Origin of the sequence: Nocardioides immobilis, assembly GCF_003515065.1 — a bacterium.
In the GTDB taxonomy this organism is placed as follows: Bacteria; Actinomycetota; Actinomycetes; order Propionibacteriales; family Nocardioidaceae; genus Nocardioides; species Nocardioides immobilis.
Genome location: NZ_QXGH01000019.1, coordinates 154,399 through 168,821, shown reverse-complemented (window position 1 = coordinate 168,821; position 14,423 = coordinate 154,399). Strand labels below are relative to the sequence as shown.

Annotated in this window: 15 protein-coding genes; 9 read left to right on the top strand and 6 right to left on the bottom strand. The window is 68.4% G+C overall.

Going from position 1 to position 14,423, the window contains the following annotated elements; translation table 11 throughout:
• A partial coding sequence (locus D0Z08_RS16260) for a flavin reductase family protein (protein WP_147381443.1) occupies positions 1-562 on the bottom strand: 562 nt, incomplete at its 3' end.
• Positions 563-702: 140 nt separating this feature from the next.
• On the opposite strand from D0Z08_RS16260, the gene D0Z08_RS16255 reads away from it, so the two are divergent.
• Positions 703-1,530: an IclR family transcriptional regulator domain-containing protein gene (locus tag D0Z08_RS16255; protein WP_118926292.1), complete on the top strand. Its 828-nt coding sequence runs from the start codon at positions 703-705 to the stop codon at positions 1,528-1,530.
• Between the two features lie 10 nt (positions 1,531-1,540).
• Here D0Z08_RS16255 and D0Z08_RS16250 read toward each other — a convergent pair whose 3' ends face one another.
• Positions 1,541-2,434, bottom strand: a complete 894-nt coding sequence (locus D0Z08_RS16250; protein WP_118926291.1) for a LysR substrate-binding domain-containing protein — start codon at positions 2,432-2,434, stop codon at positions 1,541-1,543.
• 231 nt (positions 2,435-2,665) lie between these two features.
• On the opposite strand from D0Z08_RS16250, the gene D0Z08_RS16245 reads away from it, so the two are divergent.
• The 7 genes from D0Z08_RS16245 to catC all read left to right on the top strand — a co-directional run bounded on the left by D0Z08_RS16245 (position 2,666) and on the right by catC (position 8,549).
• The gene (locus D0Z08_RS16245; protein WP_220454211.1) at positions 2,666-3,883 is read left to right on the top strand and encodes an acetyl-CoA C-acetyltransferase; all 1,218 of its coding nucleotides are present in this window, start codon (positions 2,666-2,668) and stop codon (positions 3,881-3,883) included.
• Positions 3,880-4,656 (top strand): 3-oxoadipate enol-lactonase, encoded by a 777-nt coding sequence (gene pcaD / locus D0Z08_RS16240; RefSeq protein ID WP_118926290.1) that lies wholly within the window; start codon positions 3,880-3,882, stop codon positions 4,654-4,656. Before D0Z08_RS16245 ends, pcaD begins: the two co-directional genes overlap by 4 nt.
• The gene (locus D0Z08_RS16235) at positions 4,653-5,432 is read left to right on the top strand and encodes a CoA transferase subunit A (protein ID WP_118926289.1); all 780 of its coding nucleotides are present in this window, start codon (positions 4,653-4,655) and stop codon (positions 5,430-5,432) included. The genes pcaD and D0Z08_RS16235 overlap by 4 nt, the downstream gene beginning before the upstream one ends.
• The gene (locus D0Z08_RS16230) at positions 5,429-6,076 is read left to right on the top strand and encodes a 3-oxoacid CoA-transferase subunit B (protein WP_118926288.1); all 648 of its coding nucleotides are present in this window, start codon (positions 5,429-5,431) and stop codon (positions 6,074-6,076) included. The genes D0Z08_RS16235 and D0Z08_RS16230 overlap by 4 nt, the downstream gene beginning before the upstream one ends.
• Positions 6,077-6,208: 132 nt before the next feature.
• Positions 6,209-7,132 carry a LysR substrate-binding domain-containing protein gene (locus tag D0Z08_RS16225; RefSeq protein ID WP_118926287.1) on the top strand — a complete coding sequence of 308 codons (924 nt, stop codon included), beginning with the start codon at positions 6,209-6,211 and terminating at the stop codon, positions 7,130-7,132.
• A complete protein-coding gene (locus D0Z08_RS16220; RefSeq protein ID WP_118926286.1) occupies positions 7,129-8,232 on the top strand; it encodes a mandelate racemase/muconate lactonizing enzyme family protein in 1,104 nt (367 codons plus the stop codon). The genes D0Z08_RS16225 and D0Z08_RS16220 overlap by 4 nt, the downstream gene beginning before the upstream one ends.
• Positions 8,233-8,267: 35 nt before the next feature.
• Positions 8,268-8,549, top strand: coding sequence for a muconolactone Delta-isomerase (catC, locus tag D0Z08_RS16215; protein ID WP_118926285.1), 282 nt, complete (start codon positions 8,268-8,270; stop codon positions 8,547-8,549).
• On the opposite strand, the gene D0Z08_RS16210 is transcribed toward catC, so the two are convergent.
• Positions 8,539-11,184, bottom strand: a complete 2,646-nt coding sequence (locus D0Z08_RS16210; protein WP_220454210.1) for an ATP-binding protein — start codon at positions 11,182-11,184, stop codon at positions 8,539-8,541. The genes catC and D0Z08_RS16210 overlap by 11 nt on opposite strands.
• 129 nt (positions 11,185-11,313) lie before the next feature.
• Here D0Z08_RS16210 and D0Z08_RS16205 point away from each other — a divergent pair, with 129 nt between their 5' ends.
• Positions 11,314-12,558 carry a PucR family transcriptional regulator gene (locus tag D0Z08_RS16205; RefSeq protein WP_147381442.1) on the top strand — a complete coding sequence of 415 codons (1,245 nt, stop codon included), beginning with the start codon at positions 11,314-11,316 and terminating at the stop codon, positions 12,556-12,558.
• 331 nt (positions 12,559-12,889) lie between these two features.
• Here the strand turns inward: D0Z08_RS16205 and D0Z08_RS16200 are convergent, their stop codons facing one another.
• The 3 genes from D0Z08_RS16200 to D0Z08_RS16190 form a co-directional block, all read right to left on the bottom strand.
• Entirely contained in the window at positions 12,890-13,255 is a 366-nt protein-coding gene (locus tag D0Z08_RS16200; RefSeq protein ID WP_118926283.1) for a helix-turn-helix domain-containing protein, read from the bottom strand.
• Between the two features lie 52 nt (positions 13,256-13,307).
• The gene (locus D0Z08_RS16195) at positions 13,308-13,619 is read right to left on the bottom strand and encodes a transposase (protein ID WP_118926282.1); all 312 of its coding nucleotides are present in this window, start codon (positions 13,617-13,619) and stop codon (positions 13,308-13,310) included.
• A gap of 146 nt (positions 13,620-13,765) precedes the next feature.
• The gene (locus D0Z08_RS16190) at positions 13,766-14,392 is read right to left on the bottom strand and encodes a hypothetical protein (RefSeq protein ID WP_118926281.1); all 627 of its coding nucleotides are present in this window, start codon (positions 14,390-14,392) and stop codon (positions 13,766-13,768) included.
• Between the last annotated feature and the right edge of the window lie 31 nt (positions 14,393-14,423).

Below are 14,423 nucleotides of genomic sequence, written 5' to 3'. Positions count from 1 at the left end.
TCGGCAGGACAGCCGACTCGGCCAGCGGGGTGAAGACCGCGGTCGCGTCGAACCAACCCCGGTCGGGGTTGTCGATCGAGCCATCCCAGTGGACACCTGTCTCGAGCGGACTGAGGTGACGGAACGCGCCACCGTGGAACAGCAACGGATCCCGACCGGCGATCTCGACCTGCTCCACCTCGCCGATGACGATCAGGTGGTCGCCGCCGTCGTAGGTCCGCCAGGCACGGCACGAGATCGTCGTTGCCGTCCCGTCGAGCACGGGCGCGGTCGGCCCTTCCAGCCAGGACGGTGCCTCGTCGGCGGAACGGCCGGCGAAGTGCCAGGCAACGTCCACCTGGTCAGCGGCCAGGACGTTGATGGCGAACGGCTTGTCCTTGAGGAACTCGCACGCCTTCGAGTTGCGAGCCAGGGTGACCTGGGCCAGCGGAGGGTCCAGGGAGACGGCAGTGAACGCGTTGACCGTCGCGCCGTGGGGTTCTCCATCTACGTTCGTGCAGGTGACCACGGTGACGCCCGTGGCGAACTGGCCGAACGCGTTGCGGAGATCTCGCGGATCCATCTCTGTCACCTCCGTGTACGCTGTGCGTACCCTTTGCACGCTCTACGTACCTAAGACTGTGGCTGCGGTCACAAGCCAAAGTCAACGGGCCAGACCACGCCCATCCATACCCAGATCCACACGATCGGAAGGCACTGCTTATGAATGCGATTCCTGACCAGCGGAACGGTCGCGACTTCATCCAGAGCATCGAGCGCGGCTTCGCGGTGCTCCTGGCCTTCGACGCCGACCTCCCCACGCCGACCCTCGCCGAGCTGGCGAAGCGCACGGGGCTGTCCCGCCCGGCCGTGCGCCGGATCCTGCTCACCCTGCAGAAGCTCGGGTACGTGTCCTCGCGGGGTCCGCGCTGGTCACTGACCCCGCGAGTGCTGACGATCGGCCAGCACTACGCTGCCACCCACGGCATCGTGGAGGTCGCGCGGCCCCACCTGATGCGGGTGGCCGAGCGCACCGGCGAGTCGTCGTCCCTGGCACAGCTGGACGGCACCGACGTCGTCTACGTCGCCCGCGTCCACGTCCGCCGAGTGCTCAGCCTCAACGTCGACGTCGGAACCAGGCTCCCGGTGCACGCCACATCGATGGGTCGGGTGCTGGCGGCGTACGCCGAGGCGACGACCGTGGACCGCATTCTCGACGCCGGCCTGCCACGATTCACCGAGTGGACGGTCACCGACCCGATCGAGTTCCGGGACCGGCTCCACGACGTACGCCGTGCCGGCTACGCCATCGTGGACAGCGAGCTGGAGGACGGCTTCCTCTCGGCGGCCGTTCCGGTGCGCGACGCAACCGGTGACGTGGTCGCGGCCCTGGCCTACTCCACCGCGCGTGGCCGACACAGCATCGAGGACCTCGAGAGGACGGTGGTGCCGGTGCTGCTGGAGGTCGCCGCCGACATCGGCCGCGACCTGGCCGCGCTGCCCGAGCGCTCGCGTCGACTGCGGGTCGACGCCCGCGACGGGTTCTTCTGAGACCAGTCGCTCAGGCCCCGACCTGCCCGCGAAGCACCCGTAACGTCCGGGCCAGCACCGCCGAGTCGTCGCCGGCCCGGGTCGCCACCACGAGGTCCATCCGGGCCCGGCTTGCCAGCGGCCGGTAAGTGGCCCCTGGGACGACGAGCTCGGCCACCGGCTCGGGGACGACCGCCACCCCGAGACCCGCCGCCACGAAGGTCACCAGGGTCGAGGTCTCTGCCACCTCGTGCTGAATGACCGGCTCGAAGCCCGCCTTGCGGCAGAGCCCCACGACCGCGTCGTGCATTGCCGAGCGGCCGTGGCCGGAGTGCACGATCAGGCCCTCGTTGCGCAGGTCTGCCACACGCACCCGACTGCGGGCCGCGAGCCGGTGGTCCTCGGGCAGCGCGACGACGTACTTCTCCTCCCGGAGGGTGGCCACCGCGAGGTCACCGTGCTCCGTCGCGTGACCCGGCGGCCGCATCAGGGCCAGGTCGATCGAGCCGTCGCGGAGCGCTGCGACCTGGTCGGGTGTGAGCATCTCGCCCCGGAAGGCGAAGTCCACGCCAGGGAGCTGGTCGCGCAGCGCCCGCGCGAGTGCCGGGAGCAACGAGTACGTCGCGGAGCCGACGCACCCGACGACCAGCCGCCCTTCCAGGCCGCCGCCGATGCGCTTCGCCTCCTCCCCGGCCGCGTCCACGGCCTGGAGGATCGCCCGGACCCGGACGAGGTAGGCCTCGCCCGCCGGGGTCAGGTCGACGCGGCGGGTGGTGCGATGCAGCAACGCGACACCCAGCTCGGACTCGAGCTGCTTGATCTGCTGGGACAGCGGCGGCTGCGCCATGTGCAGGCGAGCGGCAGCCCGGCCGAAGTGCCTCTCCTCAGCGACGGTGCGAAAGTAACGCAGGTGACGAAGTTCCACCCAGTCATACTCACAGCGTTTTGCTGACCAGTCGACGGCTACTCACAGATATCAATGAGTGCGTCAGGTCCGTCCACGTCGAGTGCGCGTTGTCCGGCACGGAGTCCCTCTCCGGCGCACGTGCCAGACACGGACCTGCCCGAACCGTGATATTCATTAAGTCTCACAACGTCTTGATAGTCGACAAATGGATACTTCTCAATATCGGTCACCCTCACCTACCGTCGAGTCGTGCCCGACATCGTGATCTGCGAACCCATCCGCACCCCCGTGGGTCGGCTCGGCGGAGCGTTCTCCTCGCTCAGCGCCGTCGACCTGGCCGCCACCACCCTCGCAGAGCTGGTGCGACGTACCGGGCTCGCGGAGGGCGAGGTCGACGACGTGATCCTGGGCAACTGCTACCCGAGCGGGGAGAACCCGGCGATCGGGCGCCTCGCCGCTCTCGACGCGGGCCTCGGCACCGGAGTCCCGGGGCTGCAGCTCGACCGCCGCTGCGGCTCCGGCCTCCAGGCCGTGCTGTACGCCGCCGGTCAGCTCGCCACGGGGGCCGCCAGTCTTGTCGTCGCCGGCGGCGTCGAGTCGATGTCGAACGTCGAGCACTACGCCCTGGGCCTGCGGACCGGGATCCGCAGCGGCGGCGTCGAGCTGATGGATCGCCTCGTCCGCGCCCGGGAGACCGCCGGCGGCAAGGACCACCCGGTCCCCGGTGGCATGCTCGAAACCGCCGAGAACCTGCGCCGCGAATACTCCATCTCCCGTGAGGAGCAGGACGAGTTCTCCGTCCGCTCCCAGCAGCGCGCAGGCGCCGCCCAAGACGCCAGCAACTTCGCCGACGAGCTCGTGCCGGTCACCGTCCCCGGCCGTCACGGCAAGCCTGACGTGGTCGTCGAGCGGGATGAGCACCCGCGCCCCGACACCACGCTGGAGCAACTCGCCGCCCTCCGACCCGTCCGCGAGAAGCTCGACCCCGAGGCCACCGTCACCGCAGGCAACGCGAGTGGGCAGAACGACGGCGCCGCCCTGTGCGTGGTCACCACCCGCAAGGAAGCCGAGCGGAGGGGCCTGCGCCCGATGCTCGCCCTCAAGTCATGGGGCGTCGCAGGCGTCGGCCCCGAGGTCATGGGGATCGGACCGGTGCCGGCCACCGCAGCAGCCCTCTCGCGCGCGGGGCTGACACTGGACGACATCGACGTCATCGAACTCAACGAGGCCTTCGCCGCCCAGGTGCTCGGCTGCCTGCGCGAGTGGAAGGTCGACCCCACCGACGACCGACTGAACCCCAACGGCTCCGGCATCTCGCTCGGCCACCCGGTCGGCGCCACCGGCGGCCGCATCCTCGCCACCCTGGCCCACGAGATGCAGCGCCGGGAGGCCCGCTACGGCCTCGAGACCATGTGCATCGGCGGCGGCCAGGGCCTGGCCGCGATCTTCGAGAGGGTCGCCTCATGACTGCCGTCGCCGTCCACCACCTCGTCACCGGGCCACAGGACGCGCCCGTCGTCGTCCTCTCCAACTCCCTCGGCTCCACCCACACCATGTGGGATCACCAGGCCGAGGCCCTCGCCAGGCACTTCCGGGTCGTGCGCTACGACACCCGTGGGCACGGCCAGTCTCCCGTCCCCGCCGGCCCCTACGACATCGACGACCTCGCCGACGACGTGGTTGCCCTGCTCGACACACTGGGTGTGGAGCAGGCGCACGTCGTGGGCCTGTCCCTGGGCGGCATGACCGGCGTCCGCCTCGCCGCCCGCAACCCCGAGCGGGTCGACCGCCTTGTGGTGCTGTGCACCGGCGCCCGACTGGAGCCCTCCAGCGCCTGGCACGACCGTGCTGCCACGGTGCGCAAGCACGGCACCGCCGCGGTGGCCGAGGCCGTCGTGCAGCGCTGGTTCACCGCGCCGTACCTCGACGCCAACCCCGACACCAAGGCCGCCTGCGAGGCAACCGTTGCTGGCACTCCTGCCGAGGGGTACGCGTCCTCCTGCGAGGTCATCGCCACCATGGACCTCCGCCCGGACCTGCCGGCGATCTCCGCGCCCACCCTCGCGGTCGCGGGCGCCGACGACCGGGCCACCCCGCCGCCATTCCTGCAGGCGATCGCCGAGGGTGTGCAGGACGGGCGACTACTCGTCGTACCGCAGTCGGCCCACCTGGCCAACGCCGAACAACCGGAGACCATCACCCCCGCGATCATCGCCCATCTCACCGGAGCGTCCCCATGAATCTCGACAAGGTCGTCCCCAGCGCTGCCCATGCGGTCGCCGACATCGCGAGCGGCTCCAGCCTCGCTGTTGGCGGCTTCGGCCTGGTCGGCATTCCGTGGTTCCTCATCGAGGCGCTGCTCGACCAGGGTGCCGACGACCTCACGGTCGTCTCCAACAACTGCGGCGTCGACGGCGCCGGTCTCGGCCTGCTCCTCGAGCGCCGCCGGATCAGCCGGGTCATCGCGTCGTACGTCGGCGAGAACAAGGAGTTCGCCCGGCAGTACCTCGCCGGCGAGCTGACGGTCGAGCTCACCCCGCAGGGCACCCTGGCCGAGCGGATGCGCGCCGGCGGCGCCGGCATCGGTGCGTTCTTCACCCCGACCGGGGTCGGCACGCTGGTCGCCGAGGGAGGCCTGCCGTGGCGCTACCACCCCGACGGCACCGTCGGCCTCGCCTCGGAGCCCAAGGAGGTCCGCACCTTCCACGGGACCGAGATGGTCCTCGAGGAGTCGATCGTCGCCGACGTGGCCCTGGTGCGCGCCGCTGTGGTGGACCGGGCCGGCAACTGCGTCTTCCGCGCCTCGGCCCGCAACTTCAACGTGCCCGCCGCCATGGCCGGGCGCCTCACGATCGTCGAGGCCGAGAAGGTCGTCGAGGTCGGTGAGCTCGGACCCGACGAGGTCCACCTCCCCGGCGTCTTCGTCCAGCGGGTGGTCGAGCTGACCCCCCAGCAGGCCACCCGCAAGGACATCGAGAAGCGCACCACCCGCCCCCGCGAGGAGACCCTGGCATGAGCTGGACCCGAGACGAGATGGCCGCCCGCGCCGCCCGAGAGCTGAACGACGGCGAGTACGTCAACCTCGGCATCGGCCTGCCCACGCTGATCCCCGGTCACCTGCCGGCCGGCTCGACGGTCACCCTGCACGCCGAGAACGGCATACTCGGCGTCGGCCCGTTCCCCTACGAGGACGAGGTCGACCCCGACCTGATCAACGCGGGCAAGCAGACCGTCACCGTGCTCCCCGGCGCGACGTACTTCGACTCGTCCACCAGCTTCGCGATGATCCGCGGTGGCCACATCGACGCCGCCGTCCTCGGAGGGATGCAGGTCTCGGTCGCCGGCGACTTGGCGAACTGGATGGTGCCAGGCGCGATGGTCAAGGGCATGGGGGGTGCGATGGACCTGGTCAGTGGCGCCCGGCGCGTGGTCGTGCTGATGGACCACGTCACTCGGAACGGCGACGCCAAGCTGGTCCGAGAGTGCTCGCTCCCGCTGACCGGGCGACGCGTCGTCTCCCGGGTGATCACCGACCTCGCTGTGCTCGACGTGACCGGCGAGGTGTTCGAGCTGGTCGAGCTCGCGCCCGGGGTGACGTATGGCGACGTAATCGCCGCAACGGCTGCGCCCGTCGTCGCGCCCGTGCCTGCCGGAGCCTGACCCACGCGAGCCAAGATTGATTCGCTGAGCCGATCATTTCATTCGAACTCCGACCTTGTGCTGACTCAATATCAATACCTACCGTGAATCAATCCCGCCGGTGGATCGGCACCCCTCGAGGAGCTGAGCTTCATGGAGCTGCGTCACTTGCGCTACTTCGTCGCTGTCGCCGAGACGTGCCACTTCGGCCGTGCGGCCGAGCGGCTGCACATGGCCCAGCCTGCTCTCTCCCAAGCGATTCGGCAGCTGGAGTCGGAGCTCGGCGCGTCTCTCTTCTTCCGGACCACCCGCCAAGTCAGCCTGACTGCCGCGGGCGAGTTTCTGTACGACGAGGCGCAGCGCGTTCTGCGGGCGGTCGACGACAGCGTCGCCGGCGTACGTCGGGTGGCCGAGGGACGCAAGGGCCTGGCCCGCTTGGGGTTCACCGGCACCGCCTCTTTCACCCAACTGCCGTTCATCGCCCGCACCCTGCAGCGCGAGCTGCCCGACGTCGCGCTGGAGATCCACGCAGACCTGCTCACACCTGAACAGAGCGACGGGCTCCGGGACGGCTCCCTCGACCTGGCCGTACTCCGTCCGCCAGCCGCCGGCGAGGGCGTCACCGTCCGCGTCATCGAGGTTGAGCCGCTCGTGCTCGCCCTGCCGGCTGGTCACCGCCTGGTCGCCGAGCAGGTGGTCGCGCTGGCCGACCTGCGCACCGAGGGGTTCGTGCTCTACAAGCCCTCCGTGGTGAACGACGCCGTCCTGCGCACGTGCCGCGACGCGGGCTTCACGCCCCGCCGCGAGCACGAGGCCCCGGGCACAGCGGTGCTTCTGGCCCTGATCGCTGCGGGTCTCGGCGTCGCGCTCGTGCCAGCGTCGGCCCGCGCGGTACCCCTGGCCGACGTCGTGTTCCGCGACGTCGCGGACGCCGGAACCGTCGAGCTCGCCCTCGCCTGGCGCGACGAGCCCTCCACGCTGGTCCGGTCCATCCTGGCCGTGCTCGAAGCAGCTGGCCTCTTCTCCGATCAGTCTGATCCCGACCTGCCCGACAACGTCACCGAGGGAGCCCGATGAAGATCACGCGCGTGGAGGCAATCCCCTACGCGATCCCGTACGCCAAGCCACTCCGCTTCGCCAGCGGCGAGGTCACCGTCGCCGAGCACGTGCTTGTGCGCGTCCATACCGACGAAGGCGTCGTCGGCATCGCCGACGCCGTGCCGCGCCCCTTCACCTACGGCGAGACCCAGGCCGGCGTGGTCGCCGTGATCGAGAAGTTCTTCGCACCGGCCGTTACCGGCATGTCGCTCCTGGAGCGGGAGCGGATGCAGGCCGTGCTGCAGCGCACCGTCGCCAACCCCACTGCCAAGTCGGCGGTCGACATGGCCGTGTGGGACGCTCTCGGACGTACCCTCGACCTTCCGGTCACCGACCTCCTGGGCGGCTACACCGACCGCATGCGCGTCTCTCATATGCTCGGCTTCGACGAACCCGCTGCGATGGTGGCCGAGGCCGAACGCATGCGCGATGTCTACGGCATCACCACCTTCAAGGTGAAGGTCGGCCGGAAGCCGTTTCAGCTGGACACCGCAGTTGTCCGCGCCCTACGTGAAGGACTCGGCGAGCAGGTCGATCTCTACGTCGACGGCAACAGGGGCTGGTCGCCCGCGGAGTCCGCGCGCGCCATGCACGAGATGGCCGATCTGGGGCTGCTCTTCGCCGAGGAGTTGTGCCCCGCGGACGACGTCCTGGGTCGCCGCTGGCTCGTGCAGCAGTGCGACGTGCCGTTCATCGCCGATGAGTCCGCCGTTACCCCGGCCGACGTGACCCGCGAGATCCTCGGTGGCTCCGCCACCGCGGTCAGCATCAAGGTTGCCCGGACCGGCTTCACCTCCTCGCAGCGCGTCCACCACCTTGCCGAGGGCCTCGGCATCGAGGTGGTGATGGGCAACCAGATCGACGGGCAGTTGGGCTCGATGTGCACGGTCGCCTTCGGTTCGGCGTACCGGCTCACCTCCCAGCGGGCGGGCGAGCTGTCGAACTTCCTCGACATGAGCGACGACCTCTTGACCGAGCCACTGGAGATCCACGACGGCCACCTCAACGTGCGCCCAGGTGCTGGTCTCGGTGTGGAGCTCGACCCGGAGAAGCTGGCCCGATACCGAACCGATCACTGACCACCTAACAAGAACCCACCCAAGGAGAAGCACCCATGCTGTTTCACGTTCGGATGGACGTCCGGATCCCGCACGACATGGACCCGGGGGTGCGCGCCGACATTGTGGCCCGCGAGAAGGTCTATGCCGCGGACCTGCAACGGGCCGGCAAGTGGCCGCACCTGTGGCGAATCGTTGGCGAGTACTCCAACATCTCCATCTTCGACGTGGACTCCACCGACGAGCTGCACGCACTGATCTCGGGGCTGCCCTTGTTCTCCTTCATGGACATCAAGGTCACCCCGCTGGCCACGCACCCCTCGGACATCAACGTCTGAGGCCGCCATCCGACGCGCCGGAGTCGCGCGTCCCTAGTCCTCGCCGCGACATCCATGCCGCGACCTGCGCGCGTGAGGTGAAGCCGAGCTTTGCCAGGATCCGCTCGACGTGCCCGTCGACGGTGCGTTTGGCAATCACCAGGCGTTCAGCGATCTCACGGTTCGAAAGGCCCCTCTCGATCATTGCGGCAACCTCGATCTCACGCTTCGTCAACACCTCGGCATATGCCCGCTGCCCCTTGGTAGATCCCGGCGCAATGCCGAGACCGAGGTCGATGACGTCCTCGAGATCGGGGAGCTTCCCGAAGGCGGGCAAGCCCTCAAGTTCCGCAGTGCTGGGAAGCGACGGCGTGTGGAGTTGCCCGAGTTCGGCCAGTTGTGGCCCGAAAGCCTCCAGAGACGTGCCGAGCGAGCGCCAGATGCGCCCAGCAGCCAGGGCAAGTGACAACGCGCGCCGGCGTTGGCGACGGTCATGCGCGATGCAGCCGAGCAGGTTGGTCGAAAGGGCGACGCAGATCCCGTCCGACAACGCGCGTTGCAGCTGTAGGGCTTCGCACGCGCGTTGCTCGGCCTCGTCGAGGCGTCCCAGCCGCCACTCGGCGACGGCTGCAGCCCACACGGCATAGGCCCGGGCGGTCTGGTCACCGCACTGCTCGCACAGTTCGATGGTTTCCCTGCTCATGGCGAGGGCATCGCCCGGCCTGTCCGCACAGACGAGGGCGGTTGCCAGCATGTACCGAGCAGTCAGTTCCAGGAACGAGTCCGCGAAAGCCCGATGCCCTTCAACGGCGGCCTGGAGTCCGCTGACCGCGTTGGCGGGATCCCCGGTGAACATCGCCAACAGCCCGCTCCAGTGTCGTACGTGGACGTCGAGGCTCCGGTCGTTGAGTTCGGCAGCTAGGGAGCGGAGGTCGGTGAGCCGCGCCGCTGCCGCGTCGTGATCGCCTTGGAGCAAGGCAATCCAGGTGACGACCCAGACACATTCGGCTCGAGCCCGTGACGGTTCCGGTGCGGCGACGAGCATGGATTCGAGTCGCGTGCGCCCCTCGGCCAGAGCGCCCCGTCCCAGCCAGTAGTACCGCAGCCGCCCCAACAGCCGCAGCCCCGTCTCCTGCTCGCCGCTGGTCGCTTCACTCCATTGGATGGCCGCAACGTAGCTGGCGTGGTCCTGCCGCATTCGGCTGATCAGTGCGTCCTGACGCGGTCCTGACCATCGGTCCAGCATCTCTTCGGACCGCCGGACCATGACATCGCGATGACGGCGCTCCAGTTGCGTGGTCTCGCCAGCGTTGTCGGCGAGCTCAGCCGCGACCTCGCGGAGCGGGACGAGTAGTCGGTACCTCATCACGCCGGCGTTGCGGTCGGCCAGAAGGATGGATTGACCCACGAGGCGTTCGATGGTGTCGACGACATCCACCGGGGCCAGCTCACCGAAGCAGCAGACAGCCTCCGCTAGATCGAGATCGAATCCTGCGGGAAAGACCGAGAGGCGACGCCACAACACCTGAGCTTCCGCGGAGCACAGCTCGTAACTCCATTCAACCATCGCACCGAGGGACCGGTGCCGCGACGATGCCAGGGCGCCGGGCGCGCTGAGCGAGGTCAGCCGACTTGCAAAACGATCCACCACCTGCTCGACGGTCAGCGCCCTGAACTTCGCCGCAGCGAGCTCAATGGCGAGCGGAACACCCTCCAGCAGACGGCACAGCGCGATAACAGCCTCGGCGTTTTCCTCGGTCACGTCGAACGCCGGGTCGACCGCCCTTGCCCGATCTATCAGCAGGCTCACCGACCCGTCGATGACGAGCTGAGCCACCGGAGTGCCGGGCTCGGGAGCGGTCAAGGGGCGAACCGGTCGCAAGACCTCCCCTTCGACGGCAAGGGGCTCTCGGCTGGTCGCTACAACTCGAAGCTGCGGAACCTCGCGCAGGAGCAGCGGCAGAACCGCGCGGACTGATGCCAGCACATGCTCGCAGTTGTCCAGAATCAGCAGAACCCGGCGCTTGCGGAGGAAGGAGAACAACTTGTCTCGGGGTTCGCGTGCGGACTGCTCGACGACTCCCAACGCGCTAATCAAGGCCGCCTCGACCTCAGCGACCCCAGCGTCAATGCGCAGGTCTGAGAGTTCGGCGAGCCACACGCCGTCGCAATAGCCGCTTCGTGCCCTGTAGCCGACCTCGAGCGCCAACCTCGTCTTACCCACGCCGCCGGGTCCGGTGAAGGTGAGCAGCCGGGATCCGGCCAGTGACGCTACCGCCTCGGCGAGCTCGTGCCTCCTGGCGATCAGCCGGTTCATCGACGGACCGACCGGAGTTCCTCCTCGCTGAGGCAGGTGGCCGTTGAACGTCGAGACGAGAGAGACGCTTTCGCGCTCCCAATCATTGTCGGAATCGGCCCGGCGCTCCTCCGCGGTCACGTCGGGCGCCGATTTAATGGCATCGTCATACGGCGCGCCGATCAGCTGCTCGCGCGAGTCCGCCGGGACCAAGGCGTGGTTCTCAGCGTTCCGGTGCCGCTGTTCAGGCTCGACCGCCTCGTTGCCCAGAGGCGCGGCGAAGTTGGGCGTGCGCTGCAAGACCGTCAAGTGGCCGGTCCTGTCCGCGGTCTCCTGGCCCGGAGCGTGATCAGGTGACATCGTCCCACTCCTTTGCCGCTTGACGAACGGATCTAGTTAGCCACGTCGACGTGACGATGGCCACGTTCTGTTGGTCAGTTCTCGAACCCGCTTTTGACCAAATGGCGCATTCGGGGGAAGAGTGGTGCCGTGGTTAAGACGAACCCTCGGGACAACGACCTGGCCGCTGCTCAGGGGGTTCAGGATGTGGTTTCGCGGTTGTTGTCCACTCGCTCGCTGCTTGCGGCGGACCTCGCGGAATACCTCATCGTGCACATGCCCGAGCTACGTGAGGTGGGCGTCGAGGACCTGGTGCTCAAGAGCTGTCGCGCGAACATCACGGCACTCTTTGACAACCTTGCCCGCGCCGTGCCAGTGGAGTCCATTGCCCCCTCTCCGGAGCTGATCGACTACACCCGGGGGTTCGTCCGCGATGGACTTCCGCTGGACTCGATCATGCAGGCCTACCGACTGGGGACCGCCTACCTCATCACGCGGTGGACTGACGCAGCTGCCGAGCAGGTCCCCGGGGCCGCGGCGATCGGTGTCATCAAAGGAGGGACCGCATATCTGCTCGAGTGGCTGGGGGTGATGAGCAACCAGCTGGCTGACGAGTATCGCGGCGAGGTGAGCCGGCTCGCGAAAGAGCGCTCCCAGGCAAGGCTGGAAGACATCCGCGAAATCCTGAACAACTTCGACATCGAGATCGAAGCCGCCAGCCGTCGCTTGGGCTACCGCCTGGCGGACTGCCACCTTGCCATCGCGCTCCGGGACGTGACGGAGGGCCGCAACAGCGGCGCCGCCCTGGACTCCGCGCTACGAGATCTGACCGGTGCCTTGGATGTGACCAACCGCCTTGCGGTCTACGCGGACAGGCGGACCGTGTGGTGCTGGCTCCGATGGACGCACGACCAGTCGCGCGAGCTTCCGGTCCCCGCCGCACCTGTACTCATGGCCGCGGGACGCCCATGGGACGGAATCGCCGGATTCCGCCGAAGCCATCTTGAAGCCTTGGATGCGTTGCGTATCGCTGGGATCACGGGCAGGCGGGCCGCTACTCTCACGCATTTCGAGGACGTCAACGTTGCGGCGATGTGCACAGCGGATGTGGATCGTGCCCGCGACTTCGTTCGAACAGAGCTCGCTGCGCTGTCCGCCGACGACGAACGCACTCGGCGCATCCGGGAAACGTTGTCGGCCTTCTACGCCGCGAACAGCAACTTCCGTGCCACAGCCACGAAGCTGGGCATCCATCACAACACTGTGCGCTACCGCTTGGAGCAAGCGGAACGTGCCCTGGGTCGACCTGTCGGCGAGCGACGCCTTGCCCTCGAACTGGCACTGCACTTGCGGGACACGCTGGCGCCGACCTCGCGGGATGCGACTCCTGGTTGAGGCACGCTCCCCGACTGGGAACTGCGGTGTCGAGCAGGCGGCCGTTTGCCAGACGAAGACGTTCAACTCTGAAGGCTTGCGTTCTTCGCTGACATAGCGCTCAGGGCAGAAACGTGCCGCACACCGGAACACCGGTACCCCTGGGCCTGATTGCCCTACAACATGAGGTGCGGACGGTGAAGAGTAAGGCGGTGCCTGAGCGCTTCGGCACAGGCAAGACCTACGAGGCCGATCGCCTGGCCTACTAGCTGGACGCGGTCTACCAGCAGATCCAGGAGACAACCACGAGCAGCGACGTCACGGGCATCGGCGTCGTCGTGCCGGAGGGACCTCAGGGTTCGGTGCCGAGACCGCCCGTACTCTCGGCGGGATGGGCGCCCACGTCACCATCGCGGGCCGAAGCCTGGAACCTGGCAAGGCCCTCGTCGACGAGCTCGATGAGAATGCCACCTGAGACCCCTTGGATCTGCAGCTCGGCCATGACATTGGCGACCGTCTTGCGGTTCACCGCCTGCCCGGCCGCCCGCAGGTCTGCGGTGATCCGTGGTGCCCCGTTGACGCCGTCGGAGGCCTGGTGCGCGGCAAGCACCGCGGACTTGAGCTCCTCGCGCCCGCGCCGCCCTCGGCCCGGGCGGCCCAGCTGCTCGGTTGCGCCAGTCGTAGTAGCCGACCTCGACACCCCCAACAACTCGACCATCCGGACGATGTCGAAGTTCGCCTTCTCCGCCTCGATCAGCCGGTAGCCACATCTACCGGTCGTACTCCCTGGCGAAGAAGGCCGACGCTTTTTTCAGGAACTCAACATCCTTCTCCAGCTGCGCGTTGCGACGCCGAAGCTCCTCAAGCTCCAGCCGCTCCCGCGCACTCAACGACTCCTGCGACTCCACCTTCCCGGCCTCCTCGCGCGCTCGCTCGGTGTTCACCCACCTACGCAAGGTCTCGTGATCGAGCCCGAGCTCGTCGCCGACATCCCGCAACGAACGATTCGAGTTGATCACCAGCCGGGCAGCATCACGCCGATACTCCGCGGAGTGCCGACGCCGCTTCCTCGGTTCGGCCATAACAGCCACCTTCCCGCGAGACCCACACGTCCCGCCATCAGGTGTCCGTCAAACCTGGGCAAGCCCACAGATCGTGTCGTCTCACGATCTCGAACAACGTGCCCGATCAGTACACCCTGGGAGCCGCGGCCCGTTCACGACGGCGGTCACAGGCGGCGGCCCAGGACTCGCTCGGCCTCGTGGCGTTCACCGGCAGCGATGTGGGAGCGCAGCGCGGTGGACGAGAACCGACGACCGTGCTCGTGCTGGGCGCTGATTACCTGCACATCGAACCCGGCGTCAAGTCCGATTGAGCGCAGCAGGGCGGCATCACCGGTGTTGCCCGCCCCGAAGCGGAAGTCATCGCCGACGACGACGCCGGCAACGCCGAGGACGCCGATGAGGAAGTCCGCGACGAACTGGGTTGCGGGGGTGCGGGCCACCGCGGAGGTGAACGGATGTACGTAGACCCGGTCCGCGCCGGCCTCCAAGGCCAGGGCCGCTCGCTGGCTGACATCGGTGAGCAGCTGCGGTGCGCGGGCAGGATCGACGACGGAGAGCGGGTGGGGGTCGAACGTCACCAGCACGCACGGCAGACCGAGCCGCGAGGCCTGCTCGGTCGCCGCACGGAGCACGGCTTGGTGGCCCCGGTGCAGTCCGTCGAAGACTCCGACGGTCGCGACGCAGCCACCCCAGTCGGGGCCGAGGTCCCCCGGGCACCGCGCGATCCGGCCGACCTCGCGGCGGGAGAGGCTCGGACGTGGCCAGACGTCGAGGACGATCGAGCTGGACATGGCGTTCCTCCGAGCTGACGATTCCGGCACT

Excerpts from the sequence above, each read along its gene's own strand:
- D0Z08_RS16195 (WP_118926282.1), bottom strand. The coding sequence starts at position 13,619 with ATGGCCGAACCGAGGAAGCGGCGTCGGCACTCCGCGGAGTATCGGCGT.
- D0Z08_RS16235 (WP_118926289.1), top strand. The coding sequence starts at position 4,653 with ATGAATCTCGACAAGGTCGTCCCCAGCGCTGCCCATGCGGTCGCCGAC.
- D0Z08_RS16210 (WP_220454210.1), bottom strand. The coding sequence starts at position 11,184 with ATGTCACCTGATCACGCTCCGGGCCAGGAGACCGCGGACAGGACCGGC.
- D0Z08_RS16190 (WP_118926281.1), bottom strand. The coding sequence starts at position 14,392 with ATGTCCAGCTCGATCGTCCTCGACGTCTGGCCACGTCCGAGCCTCTCC.
- D0Z08_RS16200 (WP_118926283.1), bottom strand. The coding sequence starts at position 13,255 with ATGGTCGAGTTGTTGGGGGTGTCGAGGTCGGCTACTACGACTGGCGCA.
- D0Z08_RS16220 (WP_118926286.1), top strand. The coding sequence starts at position 7,129 with ATGAAGATCACGCGCGTGGAGGCAATCCCCTACGCGATCCCGTACGCC.
- D0Z08_RS16225 (WP_118926287.1), top strand. The coding sequence starts at position 6,209 with ATGGAGCTGCGTCACTTGCGCTACTTCGTCGCTGTCGCCGAGACGTGC.
- pcaD (WP_118926290.1), top strand. The coding sequence starts at position 3,880 with ATGACTGCCGTCGCCGTCCACCACCTCGTCACCGGGCCACAGGACGCG.
- D0Z08_RS16255 (WP_118926292.1), top strand. The coding sequence starts at position 703 with ATGAATGCGATTCCTGACCAGCGGAACGGTCGCGACTTCATCCAGAGC.
- D0Z08_RS16230 (WP_118926288.1), top strand. The coding sequence starts at position 5,429 with ATGAGCTGGACCCGAGACGAGATGGCCGCCCGCGCCGCCCGAGAGCTG.
- catC (WP_118926285.1), top strand. The coding sequence starts at position 8,268 with ATGCTGTTTCACGTTCGGATGGACGTCCGGATCCCGCACGACATGGAC.